Source organism: Hyunsoonleella aquatilis, assembly GCF_014270105.1.
GTDB lineage: Bacteria > Bacteroidota > Bacteroidia > Flavobacteriales > Flavobacteriaceae > Jejuia > Jejuia aquatilis.
Window position 1 is genome coordinate 240,878 of the sequence record NZ_JACNMF010000002.1, and the last position, 24,525, is coordinate 265,402.

General features: G+C 39.9%; 15 protein-coding genes and 1 pseudogene. 6 read left to right on the forward strand and 10 right to left on the reverse strand.

Annotated elements, in window-relative coordinates; all coding sequences use genetic code 11:
• Positions 1–30: 30 nt before the first annotated feature.
• On the reverse strand, positions 31–1,716 hold the full coding sequence (gene ilvD / locus H7U19_RS06530; RefSeq protein ID WP_186560419.1) for a dihydroxy-acid dehydratase: 1,686 nt from the start codon (positions 1,714–1,716) through the stop codon (positions 31–33).
• 601 nt (positions 1,717–2,317) lie between these two features.
• On the opposite strand from ilvD, the gene metK reads away from it, so the two are divergent.
• The 3 genes and pseudogenes from metK to H7U19_RS16860 all read left to right on the forward strand — a co-directional run.
• Positions 2,318–3,571 (forward strand): methionine adenosyltransferase, encoded by a 1,254-nt coding sequence (gene metK / locus H7U19_RS06535; protein WP_186560421.1) that lies wholly within the window; start codon positions 2,318–2,320, stop codon positions 3,569–3,571.
• Positions 3,572–3,741: 170 nt separating this feature from the next.
• Positions 3,742–5,535 carry a carboxypeptidase-like regulatory domain-containing protein gene (locus H7U19_RS06540; RefSeq protein WP_186560423.1) on the forward strand — a complete coding sequence of 598 codons (1,794 nt, stop codon included), beginning with the start codon at positions 3,742–3,744 and terminating at the stop codon, positions 5,533–5,535.
• A gap of 292 nt (positions 5,536–5,827) precedes the next feature.
• Positions 5,828–6,907: pseudogene (locus tag H7U19_RS16860) on the forward strand (YCF48-related protein); the annotation flags it as partial.
• A 197-nt stretch (positions 6,908–7,104) separates the two neighbouring features.
• On the opposite strand, the gene H7U19_RS06550 reads toward H7U19_RS16860, so the two are convergent.
• The 3 genes from H7U19_RS06550 to H7U19_RS06560 form a co-directional block, all read right to left on the reverse strand.
• A complete protein-coding gene (locus tag H7U19_RS06550; RefSeq protein WP_186560440.1) occupies positions 7,105–9,810 on the reverse strand; it encodes a carboxypeptidase regulatory-like domain-containing protein in 2,706 nt (901 codons plus the stop codon).
• A 24-nt stretch (positions 9,811–9,834) separates the two neighbouring features.
• Positions 9,835–10,692 (reverse strand): GLPGLI family protein, encoded by an 858-nt coding sequence (locus tag H7U19_RS06555; RefSeq protein WP_186560442.1) that lies wholly within the window; start codon positions 10,690–10,692, stop codon positions 9,835–9,837.
• 120 nt (positions 10,693–10,812) lie between these two features.
• Complete coding sequence (locus H7U19_RS06560; RefSeq protein WP_186560444.1) at positions 10,813–11,673, reverse strand: GLPGLI family protein; 861 nt, start codon at positions 11,671–11,673, stop codon at positions 10,813–10,815.
• Between the two features lie 149 nt (positions 11,674–11,822).
• Here H7U19_RS06560 and H7U19_RS06565 point away from each other — a divergent pair, with 149 nt between their 5' ends.
• The 3 genes from H7U19_RS06565 to H7U19_RS06575 all read left to right on the forward strand — a co-directional run bounded on the left by H7U19_RS06565 (position 11,823) and on the right by H7U19_RS06575 (position 15,414).
• The gene (locus H7U19_RS06565; protein ID WP_186560446.1) at positions 11,823–12,608 is read left to right on the forward strand and encodes a hypothetical protein; all 786 of its coding nucleotides are present in this window, start codon (positions 11,823–11,825) and stop codon (positions 12,606–12,608) included.
• 3 nt (positions 12,609–12,611) lie between these two features.
• Positions 12,612–13,226: a deoxynucleoside kinase gene (locus tag H7U19_RS06570; protein ID WP_186560456.1), complete on the forward strand. Its 615-nt coding sequence runs from the start codon at positions 12,612–12,614 to the stop codon at positions 13,224–13,226.
• A 136-nt stretch (positions 13,227–13,362) separates the two neighbouring features.
• A complete protein-coding gene (locus H7U19_RS06575; protein ID WP_186560458.1) occupies positions 13,363–15,414 on the forward strand; it encodes a protein-disulfide reductase DsbD family protein in 2,052 nt (683 codons plus the stop codon).
• Positions 15,415–15,540: 126 nt separating this feature from the next.
• Here H7U19_RS06575 and H7U19_RS06580 read toward each other — a convergent pair whose 3' ends face one another.
• The 6 genes from H7U19_RS06580 to hutH form a co-directional block, all read right to left on the reverse strand.
• Positions 15,541–17,898 (reverse strand): sodium-translocating pyrophosphatase, encoded by a 2,358-nt coding sequence (locus H7U19_RS06580; RefSeq protein ID WP_186560460.1) that lies wholly within the window; start codon positions 17,896–17,898, stop codon positions 15,541–15,543.
• A 134-nt stretch (positions 17,899–18,032) separates the two neighbouring features.
• Entirely contained in the window at positions 18,033–18,563 is a 531-nt protein-coding gene (locus H7U19_RS06585; RefSeq protein ID WP_186560462.1) for an inorganic diphosphatase, read from the reverse strand.
• A 178-nt stretch (positions 18,564–18,741) separates the two neighbouring features.
• A complete protein-coding gene (gene hutG / locus H7U19_RS06590; RefSeq protein ID WP_186560464.1) occupies positions 18,742–19,707 on the reverse strand; it encodes a formimidoylglutamase in 966 nt (321 codons plus the stop codon).
• A gap of 2 nt (positions 19,708–19,709) precedes the next feature.
• On the reverse strand, positions 19,710–20,948 hold the full coding sequence (hutI, locus tag H7U19_RS06595; RefSeq protein ID WP_186560466.1) for an imidazolonepropionase: 1,239 nt from the start codon (positions 20,946–20,948) through the stop codon (positions 19,710–19,712).
• Complete coding sequence (locus H7U19_RS06600) at positions 20,948–22,945, reverse strand: urocanate hydratase (RefSeq protein ID WP_186560468.1); 1,998 nt, start codon at positions 22,943–22,945, stop codon at positions 20,948–20,950. Before H7U19_RS06600 ends, hutI begins: the two co-directional genes overlap by 1 nt.
• 7 nt (positions 22,946–22,952) lie before the next feature.
• Entirely contained in the window at positions 22,953–24,443 is a 1,491-nt protein-coding gene (hutH, locus tag H7U19_RS06605) for a histidine ammonia-lyase (RefSeq protein ID WP_186560470.1), read from the reverse strand.
• Positions 24,444–24,525 lie beyond the last annotated feature (82 nt).

Genomic DNA, 24,525 nt, shown 5'->3' on the forward strand with positions numbered 1-24,525 from the left:
AATTTATGAGATTTCTACATTCGCAGAAATTTAGAATGCATCCGTTACACAGCCTTTGGAAGCTGAAGCAACCGATTTTGCAAACTTATAAAGTATTCCTTTTTTATGTTTTAATGGTGGTTCTACCCACGCTGCTTTTCTTTTAGCCAATTCCTCCTCTGACAATAGAACGTTAATTGAATTGTCTTCCGCACTAATCCTGATTCGATCCCCAGTTTTTACTAATGCAATAGCACCTCCAGACTGTGCTTCGGGGGTGATGTGTCCCACCACAAATCCGTGGGTACCTCCAGAGAAACGTCCATCTGTAATTAATGCTACTGATTTACCCAAACCGGCACCCATAATCATAGAGGTGGGCTTCAACATCTCTGGCATTCCCGGTCCGCCCTTAGGGCCGACATAACGGATAACGACAACATCCCCTTTCTCCACATCGCCATTGCTTATCCCTGTATTTGCCTCTTGCTCGCTATTGTAAACGACAGCTTTTCCTTCAAAAACCAAGCCTTCATTTCCAGAGATTTTTGCCACAGCACCTTCAGTTGCTAAATTCCCGTATAAAATCTGTAAATTACCCGAAGGTTTTAAAGCCTTGTCCGCTGGATAAATGACATCTTGGTCGTCTTCAAATTCCAGTGGTTCTACGTCAGCTAAATTCTCAGCTAAAGTTTTCCCGGTAACGGTTAAACAATCGCCATGCATATAGCCTTTTTCCAACAAATATTTCATCACGGCAGGTATGCCTCCAACGCCATGTACGTCCTCCATCAAATATTTACCGCTTGGTTTTAAATCGCCTATTAAAGGTGTTCTATCACTTACACGCTGAAAATCCTCCAGCGTAAAATCGATATCAGCAGCAAAGGCGATGGCCAAAAAGTGGAGCACCGCATTGGTAGAACCCCCAAGGGCATTCACCACGGTAACAGCATTTTCCAAGGACTTTTTAGTGATGATATCCATAGGCTTTAAATCCCGTTCCAACAGGTTTTTGATGGCCCTTGCATATCTTTCTGCTTCCGATAGCTTATTGGGATTTTCAGCAGGAATGGAGGAGTTATATGGCAAGGCAAATCCCATGGCCTCAATGGCTGATGCCATCGTATTTGCAGTGTACATCCCTCCACAAGCTCCAGCTCCTGGGATAGACCGCTTGATAATTTCCCTGTATTCCTCTTCATCTATTTCACCGGCAACTTTCTGTCCTAAAGCTTCAAAAGCGGAAACCACATTCAATTTTTTACCCTTGTAGTTTCCAGACTTAATGGTACCCCCATACATCATAATGGAAGGTCGGTTTAACCGTAACATCGCGATTACGGCACCTGGCATATTTTTATCGCAACCCACTACCGGAATTAGCGCATCATAGCTTTGCGCTTGCATCACAGTTTCAATGGAATCCGCAATTAAATCACGTGATGCCAAGGAATAATTCATCCCTGAGGTTCCCATCGAAATACCATCGCTTACGCCAATAGTATTAAACCCCAAACCAACTAAACCAGCAATATTGCATTCCGTTTTCACCTCTGCCGCAAGACCGTTCAAATGCATGTTGCAGGGGTTGCCATCATAACCCGTGCTAGCAATGCCCACTTGCGCTTTTTTCATATCTTCATCGGTCAAGCCTGCCGCATACAACATGGCCTGCGACGCCGGCTGAGATTCATCCTGGGTCAGTCTTTTGCTATATTTGTTTAGTTCCTTCATTTTTATTGAAAATAGTTTTAGGTTATAGTTGATTTAGTTGCGAATATTTCTATTTCATTAAGAATTTTAACAATAATCCTTTAATTCAAGAAACGAAAATACTTCTTTATGCCGTTCCTTGAATCCCTTCTCATTTTAACAGGTTAAATTCACTGCATTAAAAATTTTAACAAACAATTGATTTACAGTTAATTAAACTCAATTTTTTATGATGTTCAAATGAAAAAAAAGTCGTAAAAAAAACCTTCCCAATAAATTAGGAAGGCTTGTATATTTTTTCTCGTATTAAATAGCACTTCCTATCAATGTGAAATAATCACAATCACAATAATAGAAATGATATTTAAAACTTGTTTTTTCATTTGAGAATAACAAATATTTGGAAATAAAATGAATTGACCTAATTTCAATATGAAAAAAACTAAAATCCCCATTCTTTTTCTTTAATTTTTTTACTTTTGCACCTCATAAATCACAGAGGAAAGATTTGACTGATTGCAACCTCTTACATCTTATCTTAAAAGATGTAGAAAAAATGCTAAAGGCAGTGTAAACTCCTGAGACGTTTTCCGTCAAATCTTGCTTCTTTAATTATAGTAATATGCCATATTTATTTACTTCGGAAAGTGTTTCTGAGGGACATCCAGACAAAGTCGCTGACCAAATTAGCGATGCACTAATCGACAACTTTTTAGCCTTTGATGAGAATTCAAAAGTAGCTTGTGAAACCTTGGTTACTACTGGTCAGGTAGTGCTTGCGGGAGAAGTAAAATCCAAGACCTATTTGGATGTTCAAAAGATAGCTCGAGACACCATCAACAAGATTGGCTATACGAAAGGAGAATACATGTTTGACGGCAATTCCTGTGGTGTGTTTTCAGCAATTCATCCCCAATCTCCAGAGATAAACCAAGGTGTTGATCGTGCCTCTAAAGAGGAACAAGGTGCTGGTGATCAAGGGATGATGTTTGGTTACGCCACCAACGAAACCGAAAACTATATGCCTCTGGCTTTGGATTTATCGCATCGTATTTTAATTGAACTTGCTGCCTTACGACGCGAAAACAAGGACATTACCTATTTGCGCCCGGATTCCAAAAGTCAAGTAACTATTGAATATAGTGATGACAACGTGCCTCAGCTTATTGATGCTATCGTGGTATCCACCCAGCATGATGAATTTGCGGATGACGACACGATGCTAGCAAAAATCAGGGAGGATATTATAAATATCTTAATCCCAAGAGTGGTGGCCAAACTGCCAGCGCACATCCAAAAGTTATTTAACACGGATATTGTCTATCACATTAACCCAACTGGAAAATTTGTTATTGGCGGGCCACATGGCGACACAGGCCTAACAGGCCGAAAAATTATTGTGGACACCTATGGAGGTAAGGGGGCACATGGTGGTGGTGCATTTTCAGGTAAAGACCCAAGTAAAGTAGATAGAAGTGCCGCTTATGCCACGCGTCATATTGCGAAAAATTTGGTGGCCGCTGGTGTAGCTGATGAAATTTTGGTTCAAGTTAGCTACGCGATTGGTGTTGTAGAACCTATGGGTATTTTTATCGATACATATGGCACCTCAAAAGTGGATGCTACTGATGGCGAAATTGCTAAAAAGGTTTCCGAAATTTTTGATATGCGACCTTATGCTATTGAAACGCGCTTAAAATTGCGCTCTCCAATGTATAGTGAAACAGCAGCATACGGACACATGGGGCGCACCAACAGAACAGTAACCAAAACGTTTAGTCAAGCCAATGGAGCGAATGTAACCGTGGACGTGGAACTGTTTACTTGGGAAAAGCTAGATTATGTGGACAAAGTTAAAGACGCATTTAACCTATAATCCACCGTTATAATACTTCGAAAAAAATCCTTTGAGCAACGACGCCCAAAGGATTTTTTATTTTTTATCGGCCTAGAGGGTAGGAATTTATCGATGTAAACTGTTATATTAGCAGATGACTGCTATAGCAGTCATCACCCAAATTGTTTAACCTACAAATAATCATGATTATGAAACTTAAACTATTGTTTGCCCTTTGTCTTTTGGGGACGGTTTTGTCCTGCGACAAAGACAACGTTTCTGGTGACGACCAGCAAAACAACGAACAGACCAATTTCAGTGAAAATTTTGGCAGTGAAATTACAAGATCATTCCTGGGGAATGTTGTGGACACCAACGGCAGTCCTTTAGAAAATGTAACCATTACCATTGGTGCAAACCAAGTGCAAACCGATGAAAATGGTGTGTTTAGCATCGAGGATGCCCAAGTGAACCAACGCTTTGCTTACGTCAAAGCTGAAAAAACCGGATACATTCACGGCTCGCGTGCTTTGGTACCAACCAATGGCGTGAACAAAGTAAGCATTATGCTTTTAGCCGAAACCGTTGCGGGCACAACGTCCAGTGGCACAGAAGAAACTATTGCCATCCCGAATGGTGCTTCCGTAAGTTTAAAAGGAGATTACATTAAAGCCGATGGTACGCCCTACTCTGGAAATTTAGATGTCATCATTCATCACCTCGACCCTACAGACGAGAATGTGAACATGCAAATGCCAGGTATGCTTTATGCTGCAAACGCATCCAATGAAGAGCGCATGTTGCAAACCTTAGGGATGCTTGCCGTGGAACTGCGAGGAACCGGTGGCGAGGATTTGAATTTAGGAGAAAATAGTTCAGCAGAAATCAAAATTCCGGTGGATGCAAGTTTGTTGTCTATGGCTCCAAGCACCATCCCGCTTTGGTATTTTGATGAGGATAAAGGCTACTGGATCGAAGAAGGCGAAGCAAATTTGGTGGGCAGCAATTATATCGGAACGGTGAAACACTTTTCGTTCTGGAACTGTGATATTCCGGCCGAAGCCATCAACCTTTGCGTTACCGTAATGAATAGCGATGAAACGGCCTATGCCAATACCAGAGTTACCATTACCAGTACTACATTTGGAACCCGTAGCGGTTACACCAATGAATTAGGTGAAGTTTGCGGATTAGTCCCCAGCGGTGAAACTCTGGAAATTAATGTTTATGATTTTGCAGTTTGTGGTTCAAATGTGATTTACACCTCCATGATTGGCCCTTACAACGCCGATGACAACATCACTGTAGTAGTCCAGGAAGACACCAATATTATCAGTGAAACGGTGATTGGCACCTTTGCCGATTGTAATGAAACACCAATTACCAACGGATATGTGGTATTAACTTATGGCGATCAAACTTTTTATGATAGCGTTACCGATGGTGCTTTTGAAATCAATTTGCTACGTTGTGCTACCTCCGACAGTTTTACCATCGAAGCAATCGATACCGATAATTTGCAAACCACAGGTGCTATTAATTATACCTTCGATACCGAAGCCACAAATTTAGGCAACCTATTGGCCTGTGATGCTGTATCCGAATTTATACAGTACACCGTTGATGATACTGAAGAGTTATTAATTACTACTAATATCCAAGCCAGCTTTATGGCTACAGGAGGCAATAGTGACAATAGCTTAAACATTTCTGGACAAACAGAAAGTGGCACCAATAACGGTTGTTTCTATCTATTTGGAACCTTAGACGATGCCCCACACACTGGCACATATGACACCCTGGATTTTCAAGATATGAACGACACCGGTATCTTTATTGGCGAGTGTATCTCCATTTCCGAAAACAATAATAACATCATGTACAATGTAACCGCCCTAGGCAATGTTGGTGAATATATCGACATTAACTTTAGCGGTAGCTATGAAGACCGCCAAGGCAATCCGCATACCATTACGGGTGTGATTCATGTGTTGAGAGATTAATTTTTAGAATTATTATAGTATTGAAAAAGGCCACTGTTTAGTGGTCTTTTTTAGTTATTTTCAACTTGACTTTGTAGAATTTTTCCGCTAACTTCGCTTATCGGATGATATAGTTCATTAAAACGGAACCATATCTTGATTGCTAGCAAATATAAAATGAAAATATATAACGATGAAAAAGACAAAACTATTTATCCTACTTTTTTTAAGCGGTATTTCTGCATTTACCCAAGAATGGGAAATTCAAAATGAAGTGCCTCTTGGCAGTCGATTAAGATAGGTATCTTTTGTATCCGAAAACGTAGGTTATGCTGTTGGGGAGAATGGTAAAATATTAAAAACTACTGATGGTGAAACTTGGGAAGATATATCACTTAGCACCCCAACTTATATTTTTTCTGTACATTTTATAGATGCTAATACAGGCTATATTGCAGGAGCATTGGGTATGTTGAAAAAAACAACAGATGGAGGGTTAAACTGGGTAGACCAGGAAATAGAAACAGATGAATACTTATACTGTGTGAGTTTTTTAAACTCAAATATAGGTTTTGCTGTTGGTGCAAAAGGCACAATATTAAAAACTAGTAATGGAGGAGAGAATTGGGTGGATCTAACGAAACCCAGCTTCGGTGCAGATATAAATGATGTTCATATTATTGATTCAAACATTATTTATCTCGCTGTTTATAGTAGTGGCGGGTCTGATAGCCTTCGAAAAACTACTAATGGAGGTCAAGATTGGGTGTCATTATGGACAGGAACTAATGGACCTCTTTCCTCTGTCCACTTCTCCAATAAAAGTAATGGTGTAGTTGTAGGAGAAAGAGGTGCATTATCTAGAACCATCGACCATGGGGAAAATTGGCAATTAACAAGTAGCAAAACACCTTGGGACTTGTGCTCTATTGACTTTATAGATGACAATCATGGGTATGCAACTGGTCATTTAGGTACAATTAGCAAAACAATTGATGGAGGAGAGACTTGGGAGAAAGAATCAAGTGGAACTAATAATATTTTATACGCAGTTGAAATGATTGAAAACTCAATTTATGCCGTTGGAACCCAATCTATAATACTGAAAAAAGTTGATGAAAATTTGTCTATAAATGAGAATTCTAAAAGTAATAAAATATTATTATATCCAACGATTACAAGTGGTAAAGTAAAAGTGTCTACAAGTTTAACTCAGACTTTATCCCATATCAAAATAATTAATTTACAGGGAGAGATAGTTCAATCTGCCGATCTAAACTTAACAACAGATGAAACTATTACGCTTAACCCAACATTGCAAAATGGGTTATACTTCATTAGAATCTCAATGGGTAATTCAATAATTTCAAAAAAGATTATACTAAAAAAATAATCATTCTTTAAAATGGCAATTTCAGAATCTGTAACGCAAACCAAATTACGTTTACAAACTCAAGACGTGTATATTCAATTGCTAGCTTCTTACCTACTAGTAAAAATCATCGCTGATTTTCTATTTAGTCCGTATTTGTTGTTTTTAATGCCTAAACATCGCATCTGAAACATATACAAAAACGATAAGCGAGACCCCTAAATCTCATACCGCAATCGAAACGTCACAAACCGAGGTTGTATAAAATACTCCGAAGCAAAAACCGATACATTGTTATTACCGTTTTGCACTTGCCGTGTGGTGTTTAGCAAGTTGGTAGCTTTAATGGTATATTCCCATTTGGCATCCCTATTCTTTCTATAAGATAGCGAGGCGTTCCAAATTTCAAATTCCTGTGGGGAGCCGTTGGGGTTGCTTTGGCGGTTATAGGTATAGTCGGTTAAAAACGTAAATTTCTTCCAGATATAGGCATCAAAGTCGATGGAAGGCGCATTCGTGGTAAACTTGGTGCTTCTGCCTCCTTGTTCGTTGTTATTTACAGCATATCGGTATCGAATTCTAAAGTTTGGGGCTTCCTTAAAATTACTGCGAATCTCTGGCGTGTAGCTTTGGGAAAAACTTTCGTTTATGGAGCGTTCTCCTTGCACGAACTGATTGAACTTACTATAACTAACCCTCGCGTTTAAGCTCAATCGAAACTTACCAAATGTGCGCTGTATTCTTCCAAAAGAAGATACACTTTCGTCCGCAAAACCTGAATTAAAAAAGTTGTTGGTCCGAACTACACTTTCAAAGTCCGCAATAGACCGAATTTGGTCTACCGCATTGCTATAGGTCACCGAGGCAAACACATTGGTGTAATTAAACAGGTTAAAACTGCGATAAAACAAGCTGACATTATTGGTTACCGCATTTTGCAATTCCGGATTCCCAATGTTAATACTGTTAAAACTATTCAATACTATACCACTGGCCAAACGGGTCACATCAGTAAACTGGTTGCGCATATTATAGCGCAAAGTCAGACTTTCGCTCTTTTTAAACTGGATTCGGGTTTCAAAACTTGGCAATACCAATCCAAAATTATCCTGGGTTTCTACTCCAAACTGTTCGTTGCCGTAACGGTAGGCATGCGCCGAAACACCCGGGGTAAAAGTAAAGATACCCGCCTTCAAAGTGTATTTCACTCCCAAATAATAATCGCTAAAATTGTATTGAGTATCGTTGGTATCCAGTCCGTCATTATCCGTTGGAACGGGGTCAAAACTGCTACCATCATCCAATAGCTGAAACAAGTTGGAATTGAAATCCTGTCGGCTCACCATGGCGCCAAGGGTGAAATTGATATTACTGCGATCGTTCAAAATGTTCCAATAATCCAATTTGGCGTCCATTTGATTGGACTTTACGCGTCTGTTTTGATTCACATTATAACCTATTTGATCGGGGTCGAGCCCTAAATTATCTGCAATGCTTCCATAATTATCCTTATCCTCTAAAATGGCGTTGTAAAACGGATCTTCATCCTGCAATAAATGTTGTACCTCTAAAGCGAAAATATTATCGTCATTCAAAGTGTAATAATAGTTCAAATTCTGACTGATGCTGTATGGCGTATTATCTTCAATCTCATTTGTATTCCCTAATACAAAGGACTCTAAATTCTGTTCTTGAGATTCTTTGGTCAACCGCCCTAACACATCATAATCCAATTGATTATTAATATTTGGCTTATAGACAGTGCTTAATTTCAACAGGCCAATATCCGATCGTTGGGTGGTCATTTGGTCGGTTTCATCATCCGGTATCCCTGAATTAGGATTGGAATATTGGATAGACCGTTTTTGGCGAATATCCACACGACTGCTATTAAAAATACCAAACCCGCTAATATCCAAAGCTTTAGTGGGCGAATAACTGAAATTACCCGAGGCCAATTTGTTTTCAATATCCTGGGCACGATTATTTTGTGTTGCCAAAAATCCTAAACTATTATTACCTAAACTTAAATTGGTACCGCTATCTCTACTTGGCGGACGAAAGCCCCCTCCAAATCCCCGTAAATCACTTCGCGTAAGTGCGGGTTCTCCGGTATTGTTCAAATCGCCAATTAGGTTGATGCTGTATTTTGGGCTGTAGTAAAACAGTTTTGGTTGAAATAAATACAGTTCATTGTCCGTTGAAGCCCCGCCTCCGGCCGTCACATTCCCAAACCAAAAACTCTTTTTGCCTTCTTTTAGTTTAATGTTAATGGCGTAGTTATCCTGATTGTTGGTTACGCTACTTAACTGTCCCACTTCGGCATAATTCTTTAGCACTTGTACTTTGTCCACCGCATTGGAAGGTATATTTTTAGTGGCCAGCTTTGAATCGCCATCAAAAAAATCCTTCCCTTCTACCATCACCTTAGAAACGCGTTGTCCTTCCACTTCAATTTGGCCTTCATCATTCACCTCCACCCCGGGGAGTTTTTCTAGGATATCCTCCAGCTTACGCTCGGTGCCATTTTTAAAGGAATCGGCATTATAAATTAGGGTATCCCCACTAATGGTTACGGGCATTTCATAGGTGAGTTCCACGACATCCAATTGGTTATCCGAAACCATACTTATGTCCTTATCAATATCTTCGGTAGTGGTCTTTAAAATCTCCTCATATGTTTTCATCCCGATATAGCTCACCTGTAATTTATAGGTGGAATTTTTACTTAGGTTGAGGATGAACTTGCCCTTATCGTTAGTGATGCCATAAGATTCCAAAGCACTGGTTTCTTGATTAATGGCTACTACATTAGCAAGCTCCAAAGGGTTACCAATACTGTCTTTTACAACACCCTGTAGTTTAATTTGAGAATATCCTAGTGACACTACAAAGGCCAAAATTATGGTCAGTTGTTTTTGCATTTGCTTTTGATTTGTGTTATTGGATTAGCCCCGTTGTCCTCCTCTTCGGCCACCGCCCCGTCTGAAGTTTTCCCGCATTTCCTGAAACTTTTGGGTAGCGAGTTCAATATATTCTTCCTTGGTGACCTCCTTACCTTTTGTTGGCTCTTTTATGTTGGCCTTATCCTCGGGGTTCAGCACTATTTTCGAACATAAAATCGTCGTTTTATCCGAACTTACTTCGAGGATAAGCCCAGGCAATCCCCAATAATTTCCGGGACCTTGGTTCACAGGGATTTGCATCGTGTACCAAGCGGTAATTTCAGTTTCCTTTGGGGCTTCCTCCGTTTCAGGTTCTTCACTTTCAGCTTCATCTTCGTTTCTTGGAGGCCTTCTAATTGAACTAAAATCAAAATCTTCCCATGTTTTTATAGCTGTCGCCTTAAAGCACATATAATTGCCTATTTTTTTGGTTTCGCCTGTAATTTTCCAATTCAATTGGGGCAGTTCTTCTTTCACCAAAAAGAGTTTGCCGAAGAGTTCCATTTCTGTAAGCGACGCTTTCTTTTGTATGTTTTTGTACTGAATACCTTCCAAAGCACCAGACATCATAGCCCCAAATCTAAATCCACCTTGGTTAGGAGCTTCCAACTTTTCTTCTTCTTTATAAATAGATTCTGTTCGGTTAAAAGTGAGTACAAATGTTTTCTCAAACATAGTTTTTAAACGTTCTTCCATACGTTTGCGCTGTTCCTCGCTCATCTCGGGTCGTCCAAAAGTGCTCATGTCCACCGAAGTTTTGGACATATAAATGGCTTTACCTTGAAAGTCTTGGGCATTTATAAATACTGAAACAAATAAGAAAAGGAGTATAGGGATGTGTTTAAGGGAAATAAATGTCATAATGAAATTTCAATTGGATAGGGTTAACAAATTGCCCAAAAAACGTTTTGAACATTCATTTGACATCAATTAAAGCCCTTGGTTTAAACCAAAACTATTAAATATATGTTAAAAAATTGACTAAGACCTGTTGTATCGTCTTCCCCCTCTGTTATCCCTGAATTCCTTCATCTTTTGGAAAATGATGTCTTTATATTCCTTTTTGGTAGCTTCCTGTCCCTTTTTTGGTGCCTCAATTTTTATTTTCTCTTGGGGATTAATTACGATTTTAGAGCACAGAATGGTGGTGGTGCCGATATTGAGTTCCAAAATTAATCCAGGAAGCCCCCAAAACTCAGACGGCCCTTGGCTAATTGGGATTTGCGGAGTGTACCACGCCTCCACCTCGGTCATGGGAATTTCTTCCGGTTCTTCCTTTTCGTCCGAACTTGCCTCAGCAGTTTCCACTGAATCCTCTTGCGTTTCCTGGCGCAACCTGCCCCATGAAAATTCCCAAAAAGCCAATTCCGAAGAAGGTATCAATGCCATTGCCTTAAAGCAATTGTAGTTACCAATTTGTTTGGTTTCAGCATCCATTTTCCAGTTGATTTCGAGTAGCTTATCCTTAATCAAAAAACGTTTTCCATAAAACTCCTGATCTTGCACAAAGGTGTTAGTCTTTAAATTTTTATACTGTTCCCCTGGCATAAAATTTTTGCCCCATGAGTCTGTCGCCCCAGAGAGGGCATCCAACTTTTCATATTCGTTGTACACAGAAGCTTCTTTATTAAAATCTAATATATAAGTCTTCTCCAGCCTGTTTTTCAACCGAGCGGCCACTTGTTTTTTTTGAGCCTCGCTCATTTTCGCCCCCCATCGGCCCAAATTCATTTGTGCCTTGTAAACGTATTCCGCCCTCCCTTGAAATTCTTGCGCAAAATTTAAGGAAGGTAAACAAAACAGGAGGGTAAGGATAGTGATTTTTATGACGGTGGTTTTCATGTTTTAAAATTTTGTTTAACAAATATACAAAATTGTTGAACATTAATTTTGGTGAAATCTAAATTCGTAACAATTGAAAGCATTATGAAACGTTTATCAAAACAAGATACGTCCAATAATGGTTCAATTTTTGTACTTTTCAATCTGAAATGAAGCAGACCCTTTTTCTTGTTTTTATATGCGTTTATTGCAGTGTTTTTTCTCAAAACCCTGTTGAACTGTTGCAGACGAAAACATTAACGCTGAAAGCAGACCGTATCGTCGGTATTGATAATTTTGGCACCATTTTTTACACCAAAATTAATACCATCTACAAAAAAAATAGGGACACTACGATTAGTTACAATAATTTACAATTGGGGAAGTTGACCACAGCGAACAGCTTCAACCCTTTGAAAATCAATTTATTTTATCACGACTTTAATACCGTAATTATTTTAGACAATCGTTTAGCCGAAATTTTCAAGGTAGATTTCAATACACTAAGGAACTATAGAAATATTTCCCACGTTTCTACAGGTTACGACAATACGATCTGGATTTTCAATCAAGATACTCAATTATTAGAAGTTTTCGATTACAAAACAGGCATCACCAAAGCCCAAACTTTGAAACCTATTGACAGCCCGATTTTAGATTTGAAGAGCAATTATAATTATGCCTATTTATTGACTGAAGATGCGCTTTGGGTTTATAACTATTTTGGGAGTTTGGTGAAAAAAATCAAAAATGATGGTTTCACCGAGATTGCTGAGAATAATGAAGCCATCTATCTAAAAAAGGAAAATACACTTTCCTATTTGGCCAAAGATGCCAAGGAATCGATTCCCATAGAAACTGATAATATTTTGATACCTCAGTTTTTTGTAACCAATGAAACCTTGTATATTTACAACTTTGAATCTCTCCAAGAATTCCAAATAAAAATGAAATAAACTATGCATATTGCTGTTGCCGGAAACATTGGCGCTGGAAAAACTACCCTGACAAAACTCCTAGCAAAACATTACAGATGGGAAGCCCAATTGGAAGACGTCGTGGACAATCCGTATCTGGATGATTTTTATAACCAAATGGAACGTTGGAGTTTTAATTTGCAGGTTTACTTTTTGAACAGCCGATTCCGTCAGGTACTGCAAATTCGTGAAAGCGGGAAGAATATTATCCAAGATAGGACCATATACGAAGACGCCCATATTTTTGCGCCCAACCTGCATGCCATGGGCTTGATGACCAACAGGGATTATGAAAACTACAGGACGCTATTTGATTTGATGGAATCCTTGGTGCAAGGGCCTGATGTATTGATTTATTTGAGAAGTTCCATACCAAATCTGGTAGCCCAAATCCATAACCGTGGGCGCGATTATGAAAATTCTATCAGCATAGACTACCTCAGCAGACTGAACGAACGCTACGAGGCGTGGATTCATGGTTATGACAAAGGAAAATTACTAATTATGGATGTGGACAAACTCAATTTTGTGGACAATCCAGAAGATTTAGGGCACGTTATCAATACCATTGATGCTGAGATTAACGGGTTGTTTTAAGGCGACCTTCTCGATTTTGCAGTTAAAAATCTATTAAATATTCCGCCATCTTTCGTCAAAGTAGATTTATTACTGTTATTTTGTAATGATGCAACCAATAAATCGCCTAATCTACACATACAGATTTAAGCTCAAGATGAAACAATTCCTATTTGTATTTTTACTTTTATGTTCCAGTTTGGGGTTTTCCCAGTTGTACAACCCGGTAAAATGGAGCACTGAGTTAGAGAAAATTTCGGATTCGGAATACAACTTAATTTCGATTGCAACGATTGAGGCAAAGTCGCATTTGTACGCTCAGGACATTCCAGAATTTGGCCCTGTTCCAACGGAGTTCACCTATATAAAATCTGGTGAAGATTTCGATTTAATTGGAAAGACAATAGAGGAGGAAGGCGTTACCGTCTTTGACTCGGTGTTTGAAATGACCATCAAATACTTCGAAAAAACGGCCATTTTTAAGCAAAAGGTTAAACTCCTAAAAGAAGTTGAAATCATTAAAGGTTCCGTTTTGTTTATGGCCTGTGATGATGAAAAGTGCACGCCCCCTACAGATGTTGAACTAATTTTCAATTTAAGTGGCAACACACAAACAAATAATACCTCCGGCATTGTCCCCAAAATAGATAATGACGAAGCCAATGAACTACTGTACGGGATGTCCCCTACTGATGTTCAAAAAGCGGATTTCAAATGTGAAAATGAGACTAGCGCAACAGCCTTGGAAGTAGATTCCAGTTCCAATTCATTATGGCGGATTTTTGGATTAGGGTTTTTGGGAGGGCTCCTAGCATTACTGACTCCTTGTGTATTCCCTATGATTCCTTTGACCGTTAGTTTTTTCACAAAAAAAGGTACTTCTAATCAGGGTGCTGGTATTTCAAAAGCTTTGCTTTATGGGTTTTTTATTTTTTTGGTGTACGTGCTTTTAAGCATACCGTTTCATTTACTGGATTCCGTCAATCCCGACATTTTAAATGAGGTGTCCACCAACGTTTGGCTTAATATCATTTTCTTTTTGATTTTTATGTTCTTTGCCTTTTCGTTCTTCGGTTATTACGAATTGACACTGCCATCAAGTTGGACTACGAGAACCACCCAAGGTGAAAGCACAGGCGGTTTGGTAGGTGTATTTTTTATGGCGTTGACTTTGGCCATTGTGTCCTTTTCGTGTACGGGTCCCATTTTAGGTTCGTTATTGGCAGGCTCGTTGACCTCTGATGGAGGGGCATGGCAATTGACCTCTGGAATGGCCGGTTTTGGGGTATCCCTAGGTTTGCCTTTTGCACTTTTCGCGATGTTTCCTAACATGCTTAATGCCTTGCCAAAATCCGGAGGGTGGTTAAATTCAACAAAAGTTGTTTTGGGTTTTTTAGAACTGGCTTTGGCCTTCAAATTCCTTTCCAATGCCGATTTGGTAGCCCATTGGAATCTTCTTAAAATTGAACCATTCCTCATTATTTGGATTCTCATTTTTGCTGGATTGGCCTTGTATATCTTCGGAAAAATTAAATTCCCACACGATTCACCGATTAAAAAACTATCCTTTTTCCGAATAGCTACAGGCATTATGGTGGCTTCTTTTGTCATTTATCTGGCTTCTGGTTTTAGGGTAAACAAAGACACCAATACGTTTACGCCGTTGACTTTATTAAGTGGCCTCGCACCTCCTGTAGGTTATAGCTTTTTATATCCTAACGACTGCCCCAATAATCTGGATTGCTTTAAGGATCTAAAAGAAGGGCTGGCCTACGCCAAAAAGGAGAACAAACCTGTGATGATTGACTTTACAGGTTTGGCCTGCGTGAATTGCAGAAAAATGGAAGAGCACGTTTGGCCCGACAAAACTATTGACAACTATTTACGAAATGACTTTGTATTGATTTCCCTATATGTAGATGACAAAAAAGAACTTCCGGAAAGCGAGCAAATTTTTGTGGAACGTTTGGATGGCGGCACAAGAAAACTCAAAAACTACGGGCATAAATGGGCACATTATCAAACCCAGTTCTTTCAAAAGAACTCCCAGCCATACTATGTATTGTTAAGCCCGGACGCTAAGACCATTTTGAATGTTCCAGTGGCCTATACGCCTAATGAACAGGAATACGCCTCATTTTTGGAATGTGGATTAGAAGTATATCTTAAATTGAGTGAGACAACTCCCCAATTCTTTACATCGAACTAAGCTTAATCGCTAAATGTTGATCGCAACACTTGCCTTACACTTACTACTTACCGGGAATAAAAAAAGCCACGCAAAACGTGGCTTCAAAAATCAAAAAATAGTTGTTTAGTTTAGTTAGTTTCCTATTTAGGAAGCATCTTTGATTTTTAGTGCTTGAATTTTAGCCTCAACCTCAGCTTTCTTTCCGGTAATCGTTTCATATGTGGTGGACGTTTCACCATTTTCAACAGTTGTGGTAGTCACTACAGCTTTTACTATACCTTCTTCATTAGTTTCGGTCAATTCTACTTTCATTTCCTTTTGGATTTCAACTTGCTCAATTTGATTGTCCTCAGAAACATAGGCAGTCACTGCATCAGCAGATAAGGCAATACTTGGCGCAATCACCAATGCCACAACGGACATCAATTTCAAAAGAATATTTAATGAAGGCCCTGAAGTATCTTTGAATGGATCGCCAACGGTATCGCCAACAACGGCTGCTTTGTGTGCGTCAGTCCCTTTTCTGCCTTGCTCCTCAATCATTTTTTTAGCGTTGTCCCAGGCACCACCAGCATTAGATTGGAATATTGCCATTAGCACACCACATGTGGTTACACCTGCTAATAAACCTCCTAGCATTTCAGCGCCACCTATAAATCCAACTGCAACAGGCACTGCAATGGCCAATAAACCTGGCAGTACCATTTCCTTGATGGAAGCTTTTGTTGAAATAGCAACACATTTATCGTATTCCGCAACACCATCGGCTTCATCAAAAACCTTTCTTTGTGCATCAGTCGCCTTAGACATGTCTGAATCTACCGCACGCATCACCTCCAAAGCTGCTTTCAATTTTGGGATGTCCCTAAACTGACGGCGCACCTCTTCAATCATGGCCATGGCCGCACGACCTACAGCGTTCATAGATAAAGCAGAGAATACAAATGGCAACATACCACCTACTAATAATCCTGCCATGATTTTCGGTTGTGACACGTCAATAGCCTCAACACCAGCTGTCTCCATAAAAGCAGCAAATAGAGCTAAAGCCGTTAAAGCCGCAGAGGCAATAGCAAATCCTTTGCCGATAGCAGCAGTTGTATTTCCAACAGCATCCAATTTATCGGTGCGCTCTCTAACTTCACTTGGCAATTCGGCCATTTCAGCAATACCGCCCGCATTATCAGAAATTGGCCCATATGCATCAACTGCCAATTGGATCCCTGTGTTGGCAAGCATACCAACTGCCGCAATTGCAATTCCGTATAAACCAGCAAAGTGATGAGATACCAAAATCGCCGCAGCAATTAAAAGAATTGGAATCATTGTAGACATCATACCTACGCCTAACCCTGAAATTATATTAGTTGCGGCGCCTGTTTCAGATTGTCTTACAATAGACGTGACTGGTTTTGTACCCGTACCTGTGTAATATTCGGTCACTTTTCCAACGGCTAAACCAGCGACTAAACCAGCTATAGTTGCCCAAAACACACCCATCGAACTATACTCAACATCTTTAAAAATATACGTTTCGGGAATTAATGCGTTAATAATAAAATAGGATGCCACAACCATTAATCCAGCAGAACCAAATTCTCCAAGGTTTAATGCCTTATGAGGCGAACCACCATCCTTTACTTTAACAAATAAAGTTCCGATGATAGACATTATAATTCCAACAGCAGCTAAAACCAATGGTAAGTAAACAGCCCCGATGCCATCAAAATCTGAACCTGTGGAGATTAATGCCCCCAAAACCATGGTACCAATAATAGAACCTACATAAGATTCAAATAAATCGGCACCCATTCCGGCAACATCTCCCACGTTATCTCCAACATTATCGGCAATAGTTGCAGGGTTCAATGGATGATCCTCCGGGATACCAGCTTCAACCTTACCCACTAAATCCGCACCAACATCGGCAGCTTTGGTATAAATACCACCACCCACACGAGCAAATAGGGCAATAGAGGATGCTCCTAATGAAAAGCCTGAAAGCACATTCAAAACTTCATTTAAGCCCCAGCCCATTTCACTATAAATCATAAATAAACCGCTAAGTCCAAGTACCCCCAATCCAACAACGCCAAGCCCCATTACGGCACCTCCGGCAAATGCAACTTCCAATGCTTTTCCGAGTGATGTTCTTGCAGCACTTGTAGTTCTCACGTTAGCTTTGGTCGCTACTTTCATACCGATAAAACCAGCCAATGCCGAACATATCGCTCCGATAATAAATGACACTGCCACCATACCGTTTGAGCCTACTTCATTGCTTCCCTTAAAGAATAACAGCACAGCAACGGCAACCACAAAAATGGCTAAGATTTTGTACTCCGCCTTTAAGAAGGACATGGCACCATCAGCGATGTTCTTCGCTATCCTTTTCATCTTATCCGTACCTTGATCCTGTTTGCTTACCCATGCACTCTTTATAAAAACGAATAGCAAGGCCAACACTCCAAACGCGGGCAATCCTTTTATTAATAATTCCATCTGATTATTACTTAGTTTTTGGTTAATAGATTTTTTTCAATGTCGCCAAAAATAGGAAAATCTATGTGATAAAAAAAACCACCTTTGATTAAAGATGGCTCAATTTTTTTTGCGATAAATTATCAATTTGATAATTAGATTACGAAGGTACGCTTTTTCTTATGCTCACTTTCTTCATAACGCTTAACGCACTCATGATAAATTTTACGAGCTTCCTCAGCATTGCTCCATCCACCTGTATCTACCTTTTTCTTCTCAAGGTCCTTATATACTTGGAAAAAATGCTCTATTTCCTTTAGCCTATGGGGGTTCAAATCGAGGATATCACTGCGGTGGCTCCACACAGGATCGGTCACCGGAACACAGATGATTTTTTCATCCGGCCCTTTCTCATCGGTCATGTGGAACACGCCTATTGGCCTCACTTCCATAACCACCATTGGATAGGACGGTTCAGTTGAAAGCACCAAAACGTCCAACGGATCTTGATCTAAAGCTAAAGTCTCCGGAATGAATCCATAATCTCCTGGATACATCATCGATGAAAACAATGTACGGTCAAACCTAATTTTATTTAATGTAAAATCGTATTCGTATTTATTTCTGCTGCCTTTCGGTATTTCGATCAATACGTCAAAGGTCAATTCATTTTTATTTTTAGCCATAGTCATAGATTTAGGCCTCAAAGGTATGGATTGACAGCCCATTTAACAATAAATGTGATACCTTTCAAGCTTTTTCAGAGTGCTTTTATCTAAATCGAAAAAAAGCGATGACCGTATTAGCTTTTTGACAAAATCGACAAGAATTACATAAAGAAATTAGACAATTGGTCATGGAATCTTAAGAAAAATGATTTACAACCATAAAATCCACCAATCTTGAAGCCAATAACGCCGTTTGTGTATCCCTATCAAATTGCGGATTAAGCTCTGCAATATCAAAGGACATCACCTTTTTACTTTTTAGAAGAACCTTTAATGTTTCGAAAACGAATTGTGGCGTAAAACCTAATGGCGAAGGTGCGCTAACTCCTGGTGCATAAGCCGAAGCAAAACCATCCATATCAATGGTGACATACAAATAATCATTATTGTCCGAGATCGAGCGTAATTTTTTATGAAGTTGTTTGATACCCGTTTTTGAATGGAGTTCATCATGCAACATGAAGTCAATATTAAACTTTTTCGCTATTTCAAATAATTCTTTTGTATTGGATTGCTTTTGAATACCAATAGGGAAATAATCCACATTATCATATTGCTGAAGAATTTGATAGAAAGGCGTTCCAGAATTCGGCTGATGTTCCACGGGACGCAAATCAAAATGCGCATCAAAATTGATGATACCGATGCGCTTATCTGGGAAGGTATTTTTCAATCCTCTATAATGCGCAAAGGCCATATCGTGCCCTCCTCCAATTCCGATGGGAAATACATTATTTGAAATAAGTGTCGCAATACTTTTTGAAAATGCTACCTGACAGGATTCCAAATCGTCGCCATTACAGATAACATCCCCAAAGTCAACGACTTTTTTATTTTCAAAGTGAATAGGCACACCTCCTAATTTCGCCCTTAAGCACCTTGAACCGTCTTTAGCTCCCGGCCTCCCCAAATTTCGCTTCACACCTTCATCACAGGCATAGCCAATAATTCCGAAACCAAAGGCATCCTTGCCAATTCCTCTTATATCTTCACATTGAATTGCTTGACACCAATATTGTGCCCCTAAATCCGGGTTGGTCGGTCTTCCTTTCCAATCTGATTTATCTCCGGGTCGATATGTAATATTGAGATCAGCAAACATGGTCACACTATTTCTTTTCCTTTCAAATACACCTTTTCAATATGATTTGAGCCGAAGGCATAAGGTATGTAACTATAAGACGGTATTGGCCTTGTTAAAATTAGATTAGCCAATTTTCCTTTGGTAATAGATCCTACTTCATTTTGAAGCCCCATGGCATAAGCCCCATTTATGGTACTGGCATTAACGGCTTCTTCTGGTGTCATTTTCATTTTGACACAAGCCGAAGACACTGCAAAATTCATATTGCCAGACGGCGCAGAACCTGGATTATAATCTGTGGCCAAGGCCAAGGGCAATCCGGCATCCATCATTTTTCGAGCGGGGGTATATGGGATCCCCAAAAAATAGGAACACCCTGGAAGCGCGACGGGCATGGTACGTGTATTTTTTAATGATTGAATATCCGCATCCCGCATTTCCTCAAGATGGTCAACCGAAAGGGCATCATATTTTACGCCAACCTGCACCCCCCCAATTGCGGTAAATTGATTCACATGGATTTTAGGTATCAATCCAAACTGTCTTCCAGCTTTTAAAATTGTATCGGTATCTTCTACCGAAAAATAACCTGTTTCGCAAAACACATCTATAAACTCGGCCAACCCCTCCTTGGCAACCCTTGGAATCATATCTTCAATTAACAATTTCAGATAGCCTTTCTTATTAACTTTAAATGCCTTTGGAAAAGCATGTGCCCCTAAAAATGTTGCTTTAATTGGAATGGAATAATCCTCTTTTAGACGTTTAATGACCCGCAACATTTTCAATTCTGCATCCAAGGTTAACCCGTATCCCGATTTGATTTCAATAGCACCCGTACCTAATTTGACCACTTCTTCCAATCGAACTTTGCTTTGTTGGTACAAATCTTCTGCTGAGGTTTTTTGGAGTTGTGTTGCTGAATTTAGGATACCGCCACCGCGTTTGGCGATTTCTTGATACGACAACCCTTTTATCCTATCTACAAATTCAGCTTCTCGATGGCCAGCGTAAACTAGATGGGTATGTGAATCGCACCAGCTTGGCAATACCATTTTTCCAGTAGCATCTATGGTTTTATCGGCTTCAATTTTAGGGCAATTTTCCATTGCACCAAAATCTTCAATGTTGCCATTTTTTACCAGCAAATATGCGTTCTTGATAGTTGGCAAAACGGCCATATCCACACCCGAAACAAAATCAATTCGTTCCTCCCTAACCTGCAATAATTCTTTTATGTTTTTGAATAACACAGTCATTAAAACAAAGATTTTAAAATAGAATTGTCCACCCTATTCGGTAGGGTTACCTTCAGGTTTGGGGTGCGCTCCATTTCTCGTTTTATGGCAAAAAGGGCGCCTTCATTTCTGGCCCAACTTCGTCTGGAAATTCCATTATTTACATCGTAAAATAACATATTCTTAAGTCGGTCTTCTGCTTCTCTAGTGCCGTCCAACAGCATGCCAAACCCACCATTAATGACTTCGCCCCAACCCACTCCGCCACCGTTGTGGATGGACACCCAAGTAGCACCTCTAAAACTATCCCCAATCACATTATGAATGGCCATATCTGCTGTAAACTTACTACCATCATAAATATTTGAGGTTTCCCTATAAGGGGAATCTGTTCCGCTCACATCGTGATGATCCCTACCCAAAACCACTGGGCCAATTTCTCCGTTAGCAATTGCTTTATTAAATGCCAAAGCAATTTTTGAACGCCCCTCAGCATCAGCATACAAGATACGTGCCTGCGAGCCAACTACCAATTTATTTTGTTTCGCATTTTTTATCCATGTGATATTGTCCTGCATTTGCAACTGTATGTCTTTTGGAGCATTACCTTTAATGCTTTGCAAAACTTCCAAGGCTATCTGGTCCGTTTTATCCAAATCTTTGGGGTTTCCTGAAGTACACACCCAACGAAATGGCCCAAAGCCATAATCAAAACACATGGGACCTAAAATATCCTGTACGTAGGATGGATATTTAAAGTCAATGCCGTTTTTAGCCATCACATCTGCTCCAGCCCTTGAGGCTTCCAGTAAAAATGCATTCCCATAATCAAAAAAATAAGTGCCTTTTTTTGCGTGTTTGTTTATGGCTTCAGCATGTCGTTTTAATGATGCCTGTACTTTTTCCTTGAACAAAACCGGATTATCCTTTATCATAATGTTTGCCTCCCCAAAGGTGCAATTCGCTGGATAATACCCTCCCGTCCAAGGAATATGCAACGAGGTTTGGTCCGAACCCACATGCACAAAAATATTTTCCTTATCAAATTCCTCCCAAACCTCAACTACATTTCCGATATAGGCAATAGATACTACCTCTTTTTCTGCTTGGGCAGTTTTTACAAAATCTATTAATTCATTGATATCTTGTATCAAAATATCCACCCAGCCCTGTTCATGTCGTTTTTTGGCCGCTTTGGCATTCACCTCGGCACAAACCGTGATACACCCTGCAATATTTCCCGCTTTGGGTTGTGCACCGCTCATGCCTCCCAAGCCAGAAGTTAAAAATATTTTTCCCTCAGGTGTTTCTCCTTTTGGAAGAATTTTTCGAAAGGCATTCATGACGGTTATCGTGGTGCCGTGCACAATGCCCTGCGGGCCGATATACATATACGACCCCGCCGTCATTTGCCCGTATTGTGTTACGCCCAAAGCATTATATTTTTCCCAATCGTCCGGTTTTGAATAGTTAGGAATCATCATACCGTTGGTCACCACAACCCTCGGCGCTTCTTTGGAGGACGGAAACAAACCCATGGGATGACCAGAATACATGTGCAGGGTTTGCTCATCGGTCATGGTTGCTAAATATTGCATCGTCAACACATATTGCGCCCAATTTTGAAATACCGCACCGTTGCCACCATAAATAATCAATTCCTCCGGATGTTGCGCCACTTTGGGATCAAGGTTATTCTGAATCATCAGCATAATGGCCGCCGCTTGCTCTGATTTGGCTGGATAGGCATCTATTGACCTTGCATATATTTTATAATCCGGCTTGAAGCGATACATATAAATACGACCGAATTCTTTAAGTTCCTCAGCAAATTCTATAGCTAATTCCGCGTGCCAATCCTTAGGAAAATAGCGCAATGCATTTTTAATTGCCAATTGCTTTTCGGCTTTGGTCAATACATTCTTTCGTTTTGGTGCTCTGTTGGTATCCTTTGGATATGGCTTTTGTTTTGGCAACGTAGCTGGTAAACCTTGTAAAATTTGTTCTTTAAAGGTCATCTTCAATTTATTTTAAAATGAAAGCCTGATTTGCCACCAATTCAATCATGGCATCAATATCATCCTTCAACAGCCGATCGCCTTCTAATTTTGGCACTTTTTCACGGATGACTTTAAAATTCGCCTCGATAATATCAGAAAAGGTATTGGGCCTCCTAAATTCCAATGCCTGTGCCGCATACATCAATTCAATAGCTAAAATCTTCTCTAAATTCCCCAAAACCTGATTGAATCTTCTGCCCGAAATACTGCCCATGGAAACGTGGTCCTCTTGGCCCAATGCCGTTGGTACGCTATCGGCTGAAGCCGGAAAACACAAGGATTTATTCTCCGTAACCAAAGCTGCAGTGGTATATTGTGGAATCATAAAACCGGAATTCAGCCCTCCTCCAGTAGTTAATAGTCGCGGTAATCCGAATTTGCCTTCTAACAATAGAAAGCATCGTCTGTCCGAAATATTCCCCAGTTCCGAGGTGGCAATTGAACCATAATCCAATGACATGGCCAAAGGTTGCCCATGAAAATTCCCTCCTGAAACGGCTTCGGTATCGCTTAAAACAATAGGGTTATCGGTTACGGAATTCAACTCGATTTCAGTGAGTTCCCGTAAATGATAAAAGGCATTTCGGGATGCCCCATGGACCTGCGGAATACAACGCATAGAATATGGATCCTGCACACGCTCGCAATTTTCATGAGAATCCACATTTTGCGACCTATAAAGCAAAGCGAACATACGTTCGGCCACCTCAATAGTTCCCGGAAAAGGTCTGATTTTGTGCAATTCATCCTTAAACGGGGCCGAACTACCTTGATAGCCCTCAATACTCATGGCTCCTGCCACATCGGCCAAATCCAGCAGGTATTCCATTTTTTTTAGGCCAGTGACTGCGTGCGCCAAAATAAACTGGGTGCCGTTTATTAAGGACAAGCCTTCTTTGGCTTTTAGTTTGATAGGTTTTAAATGATGCTGAATTAAAACTTCTTTTGCCGGAACAACAGTATCATTTGCCCAAAATTCCCCTTCGCCAATTAACGGCAAAAACAGATGGGATAATGGTGCTAAATCTCCCGATGCCCCTACCGAACCTTGCTCAGGGACCACCGGCAGAAGATCATTTTCAATAAAATATAAAATACGTTCGATGACTTCCAAACGAATGCCCGAATAGCCTTGGCACAGTGAATGTACCTTGCAAATCATCATGAGTTTGGATAGGGTTTTATCAATGGGCTTACCCACACCAACGGCATGCGTCAGCAACAGATTTTTTTGCAAAAGATTGGTTTCGTCCGTTGAAATTCGAACGTCACATAACGGGCCAAAACCAGTGTTAATACCATAAACGGGCTTGTTGGCATTTGCAATTACCTCAACTTTTTTTCTACAAGCAATGACTTTTTCTTTTGCCTCTGAAGTTAAGGTTGCTTCCAAATCACCATTGGCAATTCGGATTACCTTTTTTACGGTTAATTCATCTATGCCATATCGGAACATCGGTTAAATTTTTAATAGATTATTACAAAGTTATCCCTATTTTTGATGTTTAAAAAGACTATTTATGTTACTTTTTGATAAC